The organism is Sandaracinaceae bacterium (assembly GCA_020633055.1).
GTDB lineage: Bacteria > Myxococcota_A > Polyangia > Polyangiales > Houyiibacteriaceae > JADJJE01.
The window spans coordinates 372371-387338 of the sequence record JACKEJ010000008.1 but is presented as its reverse complement, the minus strand read 5'-3'; the positions used below and the strand labels follow the sequence as shown (position 1 = coordinate 387338).

The following is a 14968-nucleotide window of genomic DNA, read 5'->3' as shown; positions in this document are numbered from 1 at the left end:
CACGCAGCTGCGGGGTCCTGGCTGGCCTGGATGCGTGGCGTGCAGGTCCGACATCCTGGCTCCAAATGACAAGCACATGTCCACTCGTGACAGGCGCTCTGCGTGCTGCACGATGCACGCTCGACCGATGTTGCCACGCATCGTGCTCACGTTGTTCCTTTGCTCGGTATCCGTCCTCGGCCTCATAGGCTGCGGAGAAGACAGTGGCGTGCCCAACCCGTGGGGTAGCGGCGGCTTCGTGGCAGGCGAACCCTTCGCGGTGGATGACACGAACGAGGAGAGCTGGGTCTACGAGCCGATCGACGGCATGGTCTGCGGCGACGGCACCTCAGCGGGCGTGTTTCTGAACTTCACATCGCGTAGCCGTGAGCTGGTCTTCTACTTGATGGGCGGCGGCATCTGCTACGACGAGACCAGCTGCGCGCTGCTGGACGAGAACCTGGAAGGCCTGGGTGACGACCCTCTGGCGTGGTTCGTCGAGGGCTACCGCAGCGACGTGGGCATCTTCGACCGCGACGAACCCGCCAACCCCTTCCGCGACGCCAACTTCGTCGTAGTGCCGCACTGCACCGGGGACTTCCACTTGGCCGACGCGCTGGTGGAGCACCCGCGCCTCGGCACCATCCATCAGCGCGGGCGCGCGAACCTCATGCGCGTCATCCCGCGCGTGGTGCCCACCTTCGCGGACGCTACGCGCATCACGTTCGCAGGCTTCAGCGCTGGCGGGGTGGGCGTGACGGCCAGCTACCCCCTGGTGGCGAGCGCCTTTGCCACTACCGATGCTCCGCTGCCCTTCCTCGTCAACGACTCGGGGCCGCTGATGCGCGCGCCTTTCTTGAGTGCGGCCGGTCAGGCGAGGATCGCGGCGCAGTGGAGGCTGGACGAGACGCTCTTCCCCTGGTGCCCGCGCTGTGAGACCGAGGGTCTGCACGAGGCCTTCGCGGCGCTGCACACGCACTACCCCACGCTGCGCTCGTCGCTGGTCTGTGCGTACGAGGACGTGACCGTCACGGGGCTCTACACGCTCATCGCGAACTTCCGCGTGCCCTCGCCCACGTTCATCCACGACGGTCTGCTGGACTACCTGGCGTGGGCGGAGACCAACGTGCGTCCTGTGGGAGCGGGCGCTCACCGGGTGTTCCTCTATGAAGGCACGCGTCATGGCGCACTCGATGTAGCAGCGCTGACCGACACGCCCGGGCTGTTGCGCTTCTTGGACGCGCAGCTGGGGGGCGGCGACGACTTCCAGTCCGTGCCCTGAAGCATCATCCAGGATCGGCGCAGCGCGTCATGGTCCCCTCGTGCCCGAGAGGTCGCTCTTCGACTGTACCCGTGCCGTTCACCGGTCCAGCGGGACGCGCAGCGTGTTCAACGTCATGGCCAGCATCTGGTAGTGGCCCACCAAGAGGCACAGCTCGATGATCTCGACCTGGCTCGCCAGGGCCACGAGCTGCCGCCACGTGGGGTCCCCGATCTCCCGCTCGACGAAGAGCTCGTGGGACGCTCGCAGGAACGCACGCTCGCGCGGTGTGAGGCAGGCAGCGTCGAGCTCCCCGCGCCGCACGCTCGCGATGGCCTCCGCGGAGACCCCGGCACGCTTGGCGAGACGCTCGTGATGGTCCCACTCGTAGGCGCAGCCCATGCTGTGGGCCACGCTGAGGATCACCAGCTCGCTCTCACGCCGACGCAGCGTGCCGCCGGGCATGAGCCCACCCGCGAACCACAGCCACTTGCGGAACAGCGAGCGATGGCGCCCCAAAGTGAGGAAGACGTTCGGAGCTGGCCCGCCGCTCGCCAGCCCCAGCAGGTGCGCCAGCGCGCCGTTCAGCAGCCCCACGTCGGACAGCGTGCCCGGGGCGATGCGCGGCTCGCGCGTGCTCACGCGTCCTCCTGAGCGGAGAGGGTGCGGTCGAAGGCCCGGTTGAGCGCCCGCATGACCTGCTCGTAGGGCCACGGAAAGCGCGCCTGGAACCAGTGCCCCAGCGCGATGTCGGCCGAGGTGTAGACCATGTAGTGATCGCGCTCGACGCCGCGTAGGATGCGGGAGGCCGCGCGCTCCGGGCTCACGGCGTGTTGCTGGAAGCGGGCGCGCATGCGCCGGAACGCGGGGGTGCTGGGGTCGGCGCCGGCCACCTTCACGGTGCTCACCAGGCCCGTGTCCACCCCGCCCGGACACACCAAGCTGACTCGGATGCGGTGCCGCTCGAGGTCGAAGCGCAGCACCTCCGACACGCCGCGCAGCCCGAACTTGCTGGCCGAGTACGCCGCGTGCCAAGGCAGCCCGAAGAGGCCGGCCGCGGAGGCGACGTTCACCAGGTGCCCACCCCGCCTGGCCGCGATCATCCCGGGTACGAACGCCTCGATGAGGTGGATGGGCCCCATCAGGTTCACGTCCACCACCTTGCGCCAGTCGGCGTGCGCCATGCTCTCCACGCGGCCCCAGATGGCGATGCCGGCGTTGTTCACGAGCACGTCCACGCTGCCATGGGCCGCCTCCACCTCGCGCGCGAAGTGCTGCACGGCGTCGAAGTCCGCCACGTCGAACGCTCGCGCGGCGAGCACACGGCCGCCTGCGCGCGTCACCTCCCCGACGACGTCGTCCAGCGTCGCCGCGTTCACATCCGTCAGGAGCAGCCACGCGCCGCGCTCGGCGGCTGCCAGCGCCAACGCTCGGCCGATGCCGCTCCCCGCGCCCGTGATGACCGTCTTCTTGCCCGCCAGCTTCGTCATGGCTCGACCGTGCCAGAGGGGCATGCGCAGAGCCTGTCTCCAGCGGACATCGGCCTGTCAGTTTGGGCCAAGCGGGGTGGACCTGCGTCCTCCCAAGGAGCCACACTCGCGCGCATGCCCGCACAGCGCCCCGCCCAGGCCTTCGTGCCGTCGCGCTACTACGCCATGCTCTTGGACGTGCTGGCCGAGCGTGGTCACGCGAGGGCGGATTTGCTGCGGCTCGCTGGCGTAGCGACCGAGGCGCTCGTTTCCGACGAGGGCTACCTCACGCTGCTGCAGGTGGAGGCGCTCGTGGGACGCGCGTGCGCGCTCGAGAACACCGACGCCCTGGGCCTCGAGGTGGGGAAGCGTCTGCAGCTCATGAGCCACGGCTCGCTCAGCATGGCCGCGCTGACCGCGCCCACCGTCGCCGCGGCGGTCGACCTGGTCGTGCGGTGCTTCCCGCTCATCATGCCCCTCTTCGCCCTCAGCGTGCAGCCGCGAGGGGCAGCGACAGGCGTGCGGTTGCACGTTCGCTTTCCGCTCGACGCGGAGGTGGAGCGCTTCCACACCGCCACGATGAGCGGCAGCCTCTATGCGCAGCTGCACTTCCTGCTGGGGGGCGCGCTGCCCAAGGAGGTCGAGCTGGACGCCCGCCACCCGCGCCCACCTGGGCTGCCCAGCTGGGTGGACACGCTCGACATCGCGCTGCGCTTCGACCAGCCGCACTACGAGCTGCGTGTGCCGACCAGCGTCCTCGCGTTGCCGCTGCCGCTGGCGGACGCCCGGGCACACGCGTCGGCGCGCAAGCGCTGCCTCGACGAGCTGGCGTCGCGACCCGACCCCGCGCGCACGAGCAGCTTGGTGATGCACGCGCTCTCGGAGCACGGTCCACCGTTTCCGGATCTCACCGACGTGTCGCGAGCGCTTGCCCTGTCCACCCGCTCGCTGCGCAGGCGGCTGAGCGAGGAGGGCACCAGCTTCAGGCAGCTGCAAGGCGAGGCGAGGCTCGCCCTGGCCGAACGCTTCCTCGCGGACCCGCGCCGCAGCATCACCGAGATCGGTCTGAGCTTGGGGTATGCAGACGCCGCCAACTTTTCGCGGGCCTTCCGCGCGGCGCGCGGGTGTACCCCCCACGAGGCGCGAGCAGCGCTGCTGGGCGCGACGCCGCGCGCTGCGGACTGAACGACGTCGGAGCGGGAGAGCTTGCTCTCGCGCCTGGCGCACTCGGTCGGGATGCGTTCGACGTGCTCGGGATGGCGTGTCGCGTGGGGGTGCCCGTCAGAGCCGCGTGATCGTGTAGCCGGCGGCCTGCAACCGCGACAGCAGGCCCTCCGTGCCCGGCATGTGCGCCGCGCCCACGGCCACGAACGCGCCACCCGCGTCGAACGCGCGCGTGAGGCGTGGCATCCACAGCGTGTTCCTTTGCGCGATGAGGGCGGTGAAGAACGCGGCCGTGGCCTCGCTGGTGTTCAGCACGTCGACCGCGCTCGCCAGCCCCTCGAGGTCGCCCGCGCGGTAGGCCGCGACCATCCCGGCCAGCTGGTCGCTCTCGTCTTCCGCGACGGGACTCGCGAACTCCGCCAGCATCGCCAGGTACACGGCCTCGTCGACGCCCTCGATGATGTCCGCCAGCTCGCCCATCTGCTCGAGCGGCTGCGGGGCGACCTGCCGCTCACGGCTCACCTGCATGACCACCGCGTCGACCGCGGGTGTGGCCGGGTCTCCACCCGTGTCGGCGGCGTGTCCTTGCAGCGCCTGCATCAGCCGGAACGACAGCATCACGAAGAAGGCCGCCCACGGGCGCAGCGCGTCGAAGCGCTCGCGGGGGAAGTCGGGCATCTGGTTGGCCAGCGCATCGAACGTCTCGGCGCCCACGTGGGTGGACAAGGGGGTGGGGCTCGGCTGCATCAGCCGCTGCGCGAAGACCTGCATCTGGGCGGGGTCGTCGACCAGCGACTCGACGTAGACCGCGCTGGCGGTTCGCAGCAGCGCGTCGTGCGGCGCGGGAAGCGCCTCCTCGAAGGTCACGCCGCCGTGGATGGTGCCGAACAGGTGGGACACACGGCCCTCGCGGCTCTCGACGCGCCAAAGAAAAGGCGCCGTCGGCGTGGTGCTGCCTGGGGCCACCGTTGCCGCGCTGGCGGGCGTCGAGGCCCCACCACAGCCCGCTAGGGCCAGCAGCGCGGTCAGCGCCAGCATCGACAGAGAGGAGACGGTGAAGCGCGCGCAGAGGGTCCCGTGCATGGCTCGCAGCGTACCCGGTCTGCGGTCAGCCGCCGCCCGTTTCGAGCGCGCGCACACGGGCACACATGTCGACGTAGGCGGCGTCTAGCAGCGCCTTCAGCCCCCGCTCGTCGTGCGTGCACGCGGGTCGCAGCTTCACGTGTCGGCCGCGCTTGCCGGTGCCCTCGAGCAGGCTCTGGGGGTCGTCCAGCAGCGCGCCCATGAAGAAGCCGATGCTCACGTGGTGCGTGTAGGCGCCCACGTACGCGAAGGCGGCGTCGCCCACGCAGACCGTCGGGCAGCCGTCGTGCATCCGCTCTCGCACGTCGTCGCCGCAGCCGCGCGCGTGCCCGAACCAGCGCTCCACCAAAGGCTGCAGCTCCCGGCGACGGGTGGCGATCCACGCGTCGATGGCGGGGTCGCGCCGCGAGCCGCCGGGCAGCAGGAAGAGCGGCGCCTCGGGGTCCCGAGGTGCGGGTGCTGGGCGATGGGTCACGCACCGAGCATACGCCATGCTCCCTTTGCGACTCGTCACGCTTCCGTCGTTGCGGTCCGCGCGCCGAGGCGCCACCTTCACGTGCGTGACCACTCATCACGCGACTCCTCACGACGCCGTTGCTTGCATCCAGTCCGGCCAGCGCGTCTTCGTCCATGGCGGCATGGCTACGCCTCACGCGCTCTTGGGGGCGCTCGTCGAGCGGGCGGGCGAGCTGCGCGACGTGGAGCTCATGCACCTGCACGTCTCCGGTGACGCGCCCCACGCGGACGCGCAGTACGGCGAGAGCTTCCGCGTGGCCAACCTGTTCGTGGGTGAGAACGTGCGCCGGCGCCTCGACTACGAGCGGGTGGACTACCTGCCCTGCTTCCTGTCGGAGATCCCGCAGCTGTTCCGCTCGCGCCGGCGCGCCATCGACGTCGCGCTCATCCACGTGTCGCCCCCCGACGTTCACGGCTACTGCACGCTGGGCGTGAGCGTGGACGTGGTGCGCGCGGCCCTCGACGTGGCCGAGGTGGTGGTGGCCCAGGTCAACCCGCAGATGCCGCGCGTGCACGGGGACGGCTTCGTGCACGTGCGCGACATCGACCACCTGGTGCACGTGGACGCGCCCCTGCCCGAGCTACCCCAGCGCGAGCTGACGGACACCGAGCGCGCCATCGGTGTGCACGTAGCGAGCTTGGTGGAGGACGGAGCGACGCTGCAGATGGGCATCGGCGCCATCCCCGACGCCAGCTTGCTGGCGCTGCGCGGCCATCGTCACCTCGGCATCCACAGCGAGATGTGGGCCGACGGGGTGCTGCCGCTGATCGAGTGCGGCGCCGTCGACAACTCCCGCAAGCACATCCACGCGGGCAAGACCGTGTCGGGTTTCGTGATGGGGTCGCGCAAGCTCTACGACTTCATCGACGACAACCCCGCCGTGGTGCAGCTGGACATCGGGTACGTCAACAACGTGACGGTCATCGCCCGCAACCCGCGCGTCACGGCCATCAACTCGGCCGTCGAGGTGGACCTCACGGGGCAGGTCTGCGCGGACTCCATCGGCGAGCGCATCATCTCGGGCGTGGGCGGGCAGATGGACTTCATCCGCGGCGCCTCGCTGTCGGAGCGCGGCAAGCCCATCATCGCGCTGCCCAGCCGCACCAGCCACGGCCGGCCGCGCATCGTGCCGCAGCTGGCCCTGGGCGCGGGCGTGGTCACCACGCGCGCGCACGTCCACTACGTCGTCACCGAGTGGGGTGTGGCGGACCTCTACGGCCGCACCCTCCGCGAGCGCGCCCACGCGCTGATGAACATCGCCCACCCCGACGACCGCGAGGCTCTCGCCGCCGCGTGGCACGCTCGCGCGTCGCAGAGCTGAGGGCGGGGGCTGCGCGCCGCAGCTACTGCGCCTCGAGCGCCTCCACGACGAGCGGCCAGCCCATGCGCTGCGCCAAGTCGAGCGCGGTGTCCCCGAGCGGGGTGCGCGCGTCGCGCGGGGCACCGTGGTCGAGCAGCCCGCGCACCATGGCGGCGTTGCCTGCCAGGGCCTCGCGCTGCAGCAGCGTCCAGCCGTCTGCGTCGACCTGGCTCACGATGCTCGGGTCGCTCGAGAGCGCCTCCAGCATCTTGGGGACCATGTTCAGGCACATGGGGTGGTCTTCGCGCTCCAGCTCGGCCGCCGTCCGCAAGGGCGTCTTCTTGGCGAAGAGCTTCCACCCCGAGCGCGCCGCCTCGGGTGCGGGGGCGAGCGCGATCTCGGCCGGGTCGCCGAAGTCGAAGCCCCACGCGCGGTCGTGCCCGCCGCGCTCCGAGCGCGACATGCTGGCGCGGATGACTTGCACCGTGAACGCGCCGTAGGCGCGCCCGCGCATCGCGTACAGCCAGTCGCTGATCTCGCTCAGAGGCTGCTCCGCCGGAGCTCCCGCGCGTAGACTAGCGATGGAGCGCGCGTCATTCAGCAGCGTCCCACGCACCACGTGCCCGTCGAACGTGATGTCACCGACCCACATCTGCTCGATCTCCGACTCACCCGGCCCGGGCGCGGGGTTCTCGAACGGCATCTTCACCGCGGACAGCTCCAACGCACACATGATGCGGCGGTACTCCCAGGAGAGCTCGCGCCAGAGGAACTTGAAGGTCCCACGCGCCACGGCGTTGGCGGCATCCATGCTCGCGTCTTGCTCGACGCTTCGAATATGTTCGTGGCTCATCGCTTCCCTCCAGCGCTGCCTACAACGAACTCCACGCCCAAGTACACGCGGACACGCCGACCGCGTTCCAGGCGACCGAGGCCACGCCACTCACCCGATGCGCACCGGCCGAACGAAGGCCGTCTCCAAGTGCTCGGCCAACTGGTCGCCCACCTGCGCGTCGTCGATCCGAAAGCTCGGCGAGAGGGCCAGCCACGCCACCGGCCACGGTTCCCCACCACAGATGGAGTCCCCGCCGTCGCCCAGGGGTCGCCCATCAGTGCTTCGAGTGAGACGCTGTCCCGCGCGATGTGGAATGCTGCGACGTCGACACGACGTTGCGCCGAGAAGTGCGTGCGGAGCTCGGGCCAGGCCCAGAACGCGTCCAGGGCGGCGTTGGCCGCGACGGGGAGCCTCCCGTTGAAGCGCCAGCCGAGCTCGTACGTGCCGGCAGGCACGGGGTAGTACGCGAGATTCTCGAGGTTGGCGAGCGTCATGAGCGCAGAACTCGGAGATTGGGGTGTCTCGACACTTCGTGGAAGTCCGTCGATGTCACGGCGACGTGAGCGCCATCAGGCGCTCGAGGTGTGCTGCCGTCCGACCGGCGCCTGTGATGCTCGGATGGTCGTCGAACGCCGCGGCCACGGTCCCATCCGCCACGTAGATTGTCAGCTCTCGGTGCCGCACCACGCGGTCCCACTCGATGCCAGCGTCGACGAGGGCGGCCTGGCTCGATGGCAGCTGTTCGACGAACTCGAAGCCGCCCCACGCAGTCTGGAGGAGCACCAAGACAGAAAGAAAGCTACCCAGGGTCGCCCCTTCCGCGTGCCACTCCAGGGAGTCATCCGGGAGGACGTTGCCTACCTCCGCGTCCGGGTTCTCGCCCCATGGCGTGCAACCCCATACGCAGACGCCCTGGTGTTCCTCGCAGAACACCAGCCGACCGTCTTCGCGTTCTAAGAGGCGGGGGGGAACGATGATGTTGTACGCGCTCGTAAGATGGTCCTCGCCGCCGCACACGAGATGGAAGTCGCGGAGCGGCGGAGGGATGGGGAACCCCAGTCGTTCCTCGGCCGCTTCGATGACGCTGCGCTCGAGCCCGGTAGGCGCTCTGCCATAGAGCAGCTCGAAGAGTGCGCGGTAACGGGGGCCGTACATGTTCGTGGCGTCCTACCTGCCGGTGATGGCCTCGGCGACCTCGTCGGGGCTCGCGTCCTCGAGATCCGCGACGATGCACGCGGCGCGCGCGATCTCGGCCAGGGCCGCGCGGGCTCGCGCGCGGTCGGCTGGGTCCGTGGACGCCAGCAGACCCCCGTCACGCGCGATGAACGCTGCGGCCAGCTCGCGGAAGAGGTAGACGCGGTTCTCGATGCTGCTCTCGTCGTCGTGGTCACTCGTGCTCATGCACACCAGGCTACACGTCCCACGTTGACGGCGCTCCTCTCGTCAGCCGAGCGGGAAGCGCTCGTCGTCCAGCACGCCGCGCCGGTGGGCCCATGCGCGCACCGTGACGCTCACGACGCCGAGTCCGTAGCGCACGCTCTCGCGGAAACCGATGGACGATGCGCCCGCGAAGTAGCGGGCTGGGGACGGCACCTCGCCGATGCGATGCCCCAGACACACGGCCTGCGCCAGCATCTCCGCGTCGAAGACGAAGTCGTCGCGGTTGAGGTGGTACGGGATCCGAGCGAGCGCGGCGCTGGCGAACACGCGGTAGCCCGTGTGGAACTCGCTCAACCGCGTGCCCATGGCGCGGTTCTGCGACCACGTCAGCAGCCGGTTCATCACGAACTTGTACTGCGGCATCCCCCCGTCGCGCGGATCCAAGCCGCAGAAGCGCGAGCCAAGCATCAAGTCGTACTCCCCATCGACGATGGGCGTCACGAGCTCTGGCAAGAGCGCGCCCGAATACTGATCGTCGGGGTGCAACATGGCCACGACGTCTACGCCCCGCGCGAGCATCGCGTCGTAGCAGGTCTTCTGGTTGGCGCCGTAGCCTCGGTTCTGCGCGTGCTCGATGACGTCGATGCCGAGCGCGCGAGCCACGCTTGCCGTTCCGTCCGTGCTGGCGTCATCGACCAGCAGCACTTCGTCGGCCAGCCCCTCGGGGACCCGCGCGAGGACGTCCGAGACGGTGGCCGCGGCGTTGTAGGCGGGCATCACGATCCCGACACGCTTCCCGTGGATCATCGACCGAACCCCTCGGTCGTGCCGTCCTGCGAGGCGGGTGTGGGGTCGCGCTCGAAGACCAAGAAGCGCGCGTCGCGGACGTCGGGGTCGACGGCCAAGAAGGCGAGGGGGATCAACATCGGGAGGTCGGTCACGTGGTGGAAGGGGGTCTCCCCCGCGAGGAGCGCGTGATAGTACCGGCAGTTGTCTTCGTAGAGCGCGTGGTCACGGTACTTGCACATGTTGTGGAGGTACGAGCTCATCACGACGATGCGCCTGGGAGCCGTGCGTTCGACCTGGCTGCGGATGGTCTCGCGGTCGGGCTCACGGCTGCGCGCGTAGAGCAACAGCATGACGTCGTCGCCCGTCATGAAGCGCTCGGCTTCGTGCTCGGGGTTGCTCTGGGTCAGATCCGCGATGGTCGCCGCCGACATGCCCAGCAGCGAGACGAGCGCACCCACCGAAGCAGCACGTCGCCAGCGCACTTCGCTCAGGCGCAGCCGCTCGATCACGACGGACGACGTGATCACGGCCCACAGGTAGAGCGTCATGAAGCCGTGGGGTACGCGGAGCATCGTCGCTTGCAGGGAGAGCACCAGCGTGACGAGGGTCGCTCCACCGATGGCGTATCCGAACGCTGAACGATGAACGGACAGGCGCGCGCTCCACGCCACGGTCGCCATCATGGGCCACCCAATGCTGAGCGGCAGCGTGACGATGAAGAACGTCGTGTACCGGTCCCAAGGGAACGCGCGCAGTCCAGGGACGGCGCGGAAGGGCGAAGCATTGGGTTGGAAGTATGGGTCGTCCTGCCAGTAGTCCCACATCTGCGGGAGGATCGAGAGGTTCGTCCAGGTGACCAGCATGGAGGTGATGGCGACGAGCACGAACAGCCCCACCGCATGCCACGCGGGCGGCGAGCGACGGGCGACGTTCACGAGCAGCCAGGCGGCATACATCAGGCCCGGATAGACGCTGATCTTCGTCGCCATGGCCAGCCCCGCGCACAGCCCCGCCAGCGCGTGCCAGCGCAACCGCGAGGGCTCCTCCGCGACCCGCAGCACGGCGTACATGCAGAGCAGCGTCTCCACGATCAGCACCGGCTCCGTCTTCACGTACGGCGCGTAGACCATGATCACGGGGGTCGTCGCGAAGAGCAGCGCTGCGACGAGCGCGCCCCTTGCCGAGATCAGGCGCCGCGCGACCGCGTACGAAAGCACGATCCCCAACCCGAAGAGCAACGCGTTGAGGACCCGCGCCATCCGCAGGCATGCGTCGAAGTCCTCGAGGACGCCAGCGAGTCGGAAGCTCTGCCCGTAGAGGTGCAGCGCAAAGCTCGGGTATTTGACGCGATGGTCGTAGATCCCGCGCGCATGGTCTCGGGCGGGTCGGATGAGGTCGCCCTCGTCGCCGAACACACTGTCAGGGGCGCTCCACAGGCAGATGGCCACGCCCGCGATCGAGAGCATCGAGAGCAGCGCGAGCACCCACCTGGGGGCCGTCCCGCCGGGGGGGGGTTGTACGGGCGCCGACAAAGCGCCGGACTCTAGCACGCGACGAGCGCGCGGGCGTTCTCGGGCGGTAGGCGGCCGGTGCGCGCGCTGCTACCGTAACGGCGCTGATGCCCGGCCAGTCACCCGTCCACCCCAGCGTCGAGCTCGGCCGACACGCCACGGCCTACGCGGCGGCGCCCGCTTTTCCTCACATCGTCCTCGACCACTTCTTGCGAGAGGACGTCGCTGCGCGTGCGTTCGACGCGTTCCCGCAGCTCGGCACCGACGACTGGACCGCGTACACCCACTTCAACGAGAAGAAGTACGGGAACACGAAGCTCGACTCGTTCCCCGCGCCGCTCCGCGAGGTCGTCGAGCACCTGAACTCGCCGACGTTCGTGGCCCAGCTGTCGGCGCTCACGGGCGTCCCGGACCTCATCCCGGATCCGGGGCTCGAGGGAGGTGGCTTGCACCAGAGTCCGCCGGGCGGCTTCCTCAACGTCCATGCGGACTTCACCGCGCACCCCCATCACCGCGGTTGGCGACGGCGCGTGAACCTCTTGCTCTACCTGAACCCGCATCACGAGCCTGCCTGGGGCGGGGCGCTCGAGCTGTGGGACCGCAGCATGCAGCGTTGCTGCGCCACGATCGAGCCGGTCTTCAACCGCGCCGTCATCTTCAACACGGACGTCGACACGTTCCACGGACACCCCGATCCCTACGCCTGCCCGCCTCACGAGGCGCGCCGCTCGATCGCCCTGTACTACTTCACGGCCGGTGAGCCGGTGGTGGTGAAGTCGACCGAGTACCGCGCGCGCCCCACCGACGCAACGACCAAGCGCGCCCTCATCTGGGCGGACAAGATGTTGCTGCGCGTCTACGACCGTGTGAAGCGCGTCACGGGTATCGACGACCGTCTCGCGAGTCGGGTGCTCGCCTGGGTGGACCGCCACACGCGTCGCTAGCAGTCCTCCAACGGACTGCCAGGCAACGCGCCTTGGTGCGCTCAAGGCGACCACTGCATCGTCACGGCCTCACGCAGCGCGATGTTCCGGTTCCGGTGACGGCCCCGCACCAACATCGCTTCACCGCAGCCCGCGACCGACGGGTCGACGTCGTCTGCCAGGAAGCGGAGGACGAGGGCGACCCGCGGAGAGCCCGTCCAGTTGGTCCCGGAGCCGTGCAGCGTGCGCATGTGGTGGAGTGAGATCTGACCCGCGTCGAGCTCGTTCCAGGCCTCGTGCTCGAGGTCGATCCATGCGTCCTCGCGCAGCTCGGGGTCGATGAGCTGGCGTAGGCGCGGGCGGGGGTCCAGGGAGAAGCCCGTCCGACGGGCGGGCGGGCGGCGATGGGACCCAGCGATGAACCGCATGCAACCGTTCATCCTCGTCGCGGGGGTGAGGGCGACCCACGCGGTCACCATGCGGTCCACTCCCGGACCCGTCTGCGCCGTGTCGCGGTGCCACGCCGAGCCGAACAGCGAGCGCGCCGGACGGATGACGATGTCGGCGTTGCGGACCAGGAGATCCTCGCCGAGCACGCGTGCCACGGCGTCGCCGATCGCCGGGTGTCGCGCCATCGTGCCGAGCCACTCACGGAGCGGGTGGTCGGCTCGCTCGTGGGGACGAAAGCCACGCTCGCGCCACTGCCTTCCGAGGGCGAACCGACGCCGGTGGAGGCGTTCCTGTTCGGCCTCGATCGCGAGCAGCTGATCGAGAAAGCCCTTGGCCTCCGTGGCGCTCAAGCCTGGCAGCCGGGTCAGAAAGCCCTGCTCCGCGTAGCGCGCTGCGTCGCCGTTCGTGCTGGTCACGCGAGCAGCCTACAATCAAACGACGAGGGGAGGCCTGCCGATTTCGTCGCTCCCGTCGCCCTGGCGCCCGCCGCGCGTCAGCCGCGGGGGTCGAGCGTGTCACGCAGCGCGTCGCCCGCCAGCTGGAAGCCCAGCACGGTCACGGCGATGCAGCCGCCGCTGATGAGCGCCACGTGCGGGAAGCGCAAGAGCACGCTGCTCCCTTGGTCCAAGAGCGCGCCCCACGAGACGGCCACGCCCGGGCCGAGGCCCAGGAACGAGAGGGTGGACTCGGCCAGGATGACTCCGCCCAGGCCCGCCGTGGCCTGGATGACGATGGGCCCCGCGAGGTTGGGCACGATGTGGCGCAAGAGGATGCGCACGTCGCTGGCGCCCAGCGCCCGCGCAGCGTCCACGAACGCCAGCTGTTTCAAGCTGAGCGTCGCGGCGCGCGCCACCCGCGCGTAGAGCACCCAGCCAGACACGCTGAGCGCGACGATGAGGTGCAGCAGCCCCGGCTCGGCCACCAGCGCGAGGATGGCGATGTTGAGCAAGATGCCTGGGAACGCTTGGAACACGTCGGTCACGGCCGACAGCGCGTGGTCCACGCGGCCCCCCAGGTATCCCGCCAGCGCGCCCAGCAGGACCCCGACCACGACGGACACGCACACGACGCTCAGCGACACCACGCTCGCCAGCCGGGCCCCATGCAGGAGCGCGCTCAGCAGGTCCACGCCGTTGTCCGCCGTGCCCAGCCAGTGCCCACTGGACGGCGCCTCGAACTGGTGCGCGAGGTCGATGGCCTGTGGGTCCCGGGGCGCGAGCCACGGGCCCACCACACCCAGCACGAAGAAGCCACCCACCAGCACGAGGCCCAGACGCGCGAGCAGCCGCTTCACGTGAGCCTCACGCGTGGGTCGGCCACCACGTAGAGGAGGTCCACCGCGATGTTGAGCACCACGTAGGTGATGGCCACCACCAGCACGCAGCCCTGCACCACCGGCATGTCCCGCGCGAAGAACGCGTCCAGGAACAGCTGCCCGAGCCCCGCGCGCTCGAACACCTTCTCGGTCACGACCGCGCCCGACAAGAGCGCGCCCAGCTGCGCGGCGCCGATGGTCAGCACGGGCAGGAGCGCGTTGCGCAGCACGTGCTTCGTGGCCACCTGCCACTCGGCCAGGCCTCGAGCGCGCGCCGCCAGTACGTATTGCTCCTGGTACACGTCCAGCATGGACGCGCGCGTCTGCCGCGTGAGGATGGCCGCGAGCGCGGTCCCGAGGGTGATGGCGGGCAAGAGCAGCCCCTCGAGGCCCAGCGCGTCGTCACCCGGCAGCGGCAGCCAGCGCAGCTCCACGGCGAACGCCAAGATCAAGAGCGGACCCAGCCAGATGTTGGGGATGGCCAAGCCCAGCACGGCCACGGTGGACGCGAGCGCATCGGCAGCTGTCCCTCGGCGGGCCGCGGCGATGACCCCGAGCGGCAGGGCGATCCCGAACGCCAACGCGAGCGCGGCGAAGGCGAGCGCGGCGGTGGCGGGCAGCACCTCGGCGATGAGCGAGCCCACCGAGCGGGCCGGGTTGCGGAAGGAGTGCCCCAGCGACCCGTCCAGCACGTCGCCGACGAAGTGCGCGTACTGCTGCGGCAGCGGCGCGTCCAGGTGCAGGCTCTCTCTCAGTGCCGCGCGCTCCTCGGGGCTGGCCTGGTCACCGAGGATGGCGTCGACCGGGTCGCCCGGGACCAGGCGCACCAGCAGGAACACCAGCGTGACCACCCCCACCACGGTGGCGAAGGCGCGCAGCGAGCGGACGGTGAGGTAGCGCCACACGCGCGCACGCTACGTCGCCACGCGGCGCATGTCGATCCTCGTGCCTTCCCTCGGCGGCGTCGGCACGCCGCCTGCCAGAGCGGTGGC

16 protein-coding genes are annotated in these 14968 nt (G+C 70.0%); 4 read left to right on the top strand and 12 right to left on the bottom strand.

Annotated features, from left to right (window positions below; translation table 11 throughout):
- Window positions 1–127 precede the first annotated feature (127 nt).
- Window positions 128–1261: a hypothetical protein gene (locus H6726_18455; protein ID MCB9659635.1), complete on the top strand. Its 1134-nt coding sequence runs from the start codon at window positions 128–130 to the stop codon at window positions 1259–1261.
- 78 nt (window positions 1262–1339) lie between these two features.
- Here the strand turns inward: H6726_18455 and H6726_18450 are convergent, their stop codons facing one another.
- Together H6726_18450 and H6726_18445 are read right to left on the bottom strand one after the other, a co-directional pair.
- A complete protein-coding gene (locus H6726_18450; GenBank protein MCB9659634.1) occupies window positions 1340–1882 on the bottom strand; it encodes a carboxymuconolactone decarboxylase family protein in 543 nt (180 codons plus the stop codon).
- Window positions 1879–2730 (bottom strand): SDR family oxidoreductase, encoded by an 852-nt coding sequence (locus H6726_18445; protein ID MCB9659633.1) that lies wholly within the window; start codon window positions 2728–2730, stop codon window positions 1879–1881. The genes H6726_18450 and H6726_18445 overlap by 4 nt, the downstream gene beginning before the upstream one ends.
- Window positions 2731–2844: 114 nt before the next feature.
- On the opposite strand from H6726_18445, the gene H6726_18440 reads away from it, so the two are divergent.
- Complete coding sequence (locus H6726_18440; GenBank protein MCB9659632.1) at window positions 2845–3894, top strand: AraC family transcriptional regulator ligand-binding domain-containing protein; 1050 nt, start codon at window positions 2845–2847, stop codon at window positions 3892–3894.
- Between the two features lie 96 nt (window positions 3895–3990).
- On the opposite strand, the gene H6726_18435 is transcribed toward H6726_18440, so the two are convergent.
- Together H6726_18435 and H6726_18430 are read right to left on the bottom strand one after the other, a co-directional pair.
- Window positions 3991–4956, bottom strand: a complete 966-nt coding sequence (locus H6726_18435; GenBank protein MCB9659631.1) for a TraB/GumN family protein — start codon at window positions 4954–4956, stop codon at window positions 3991–3993.
- A gap of 25 nt (window positions 4957–4981) precedes the next feature.
- Window positions 4982–5449: a DUF1801 domain-containing protein gene (locus H6726_18430; GenBank protein MCB9659630.1), complete on the bottom strand. Its 468-nt coding sequence runs from the start codon at window positions 5447–5449 to the stop codon at window positions 4982–4984.
- Between H6726_18430 and H6726_18425 the strand changes: the two genes are divergently transcribed.
- Window positions 5448–6794 carry an acetyl-CoA hydrolase/transferase family protein gene (locus H6726_18425; GenBank protein MCB9659629.1) on the top strand — a complete coding sequence of 449 codons (1347 nt, stop codon included), beginning with the start codon at window positions 5448–5450 and terminating at the stop codon, window positions 6792–6794. The genes H6726_18430 and H6726_18425 overlap by 2 nt on opposite strands.
- Window positions 6795–6816: 22 nt before the next feature.
- On the opposite strand, the gene H6726_18420 is transcribed toward H6726_18425, so the two are convergent.
- From H6726_18420 to H6726_18400, 5 genes are all read right to left on the bottom strand, one after another.
- Window positions 6817–7626, bottom strand: coding sequence for a DUF2314 domain-containing protein (locus H6726_18420; protein ID MCB9659628.1), 810 nt, complete (start codon window positions 7624–7626; stop codon window positions 6817–6819).
- A 531-nt stretch (window positions 7627–8157) separates the two neighbouring features.
- A complete protein-coding gene (locus tag H6726_18415; protein ID MCB9659627.1) occupies window positions 8158–8763 on the bottom strand; it encodes an SMI1/KNR4 family protein in 606 nt (201 codons plus the stop codon).
- 12 nt (window positions 8764–8775) lie between these two features.
- Entirely contained in the window at window positions 8776–9009 is a 234-nt protein-coding gene (locus H6726_18410) for a hypothetical protein (GenBank protein ID MCB9659626.1), read from the bottom strand.
- A 42-nt stretch (window positions 9010–9051) separates the two neighbouring features.
- Window positions 9052–9795, bottom strand: coding sequence for a glycosyltransferase family 2 protein (locus H6726_18405; GenBank protein ID MCB9659625.1), 744 nt, complete (start codon window positions 9793–9795; stop codon window positions 9052–9054).
- A complete protein-coding gene (locus H6726_18400) occupies window positions 9792–11243 on the bottom strand; it encodes a glycosyltransferase family 39 protein (protein MCB9659624.1) in 1452 nt (483 codons plus the stop codon). Before H6726_18400 ends, H6726_18405 begins: the two co-directional genes overlap by 4 nt.
- A 152-nt stretch (window positions 11244–11395) precedes the next feature.
- Between H6726_18400 and H6726_18395 the strand changes: the two genes are divergently transcribed.
- The gene (locus H6726_18395) at window positions 11396–12232 is read left to right on the top strand and encodes a 2OG-Fe(II) oxygenase (GenBank protein MCB9659623.1); all 837 of its coding nucleotides are present in this window, start codon (window positions 11396–11398) and stop codon (window positions 12230–12232) included.
- A 41-nt stretch (window positions 12233–12273) separates the two neighbouring features.
- Here H6726_18395 and H6726_18390 read toward each other — a convergent pair whose 3' ends face one another.
- From H6726_18390 to H6726_18380, 3 genes are all read right to left on the bottom strand, one after another.
- Window positions 12274–13077, bottom strand: coding sequence for a phytanoyl-CoA dioxygenase family protein (locus H6726_18390; GenBank protein ID MCB9659622.1), 804 nt, complete (start codon window positions 13075–13077; stop codon window positions 12274–12276).
- A gap of 77 nt (window positions 13078–13154) precedes the next feature.
- Entirely contained in the window at window positions 13155–13955 is an 801-nt protein-coding gene (locus H6726_18385) for an ABC transporter permease (protein MCB9659621.1), read from the bottom strand.
- Window positions 13952–14881 carry an ABC transporter permease gene (locus tag H6726_18380; protein ID MCB9659620.1) on the bottom strand — a complete coding sequence of 310 codons (930 nt, stop codon included), beginning with the start codon at window positions 14879–14881 and terminating at the stop codon, window positions 13952–13954. Before H6726_18380 ends, H6726_18385 begins: the two co-directional genes overlap by 4 nt.
- Window positions 14882–14968: the final 87 nt, after the last annotated feature.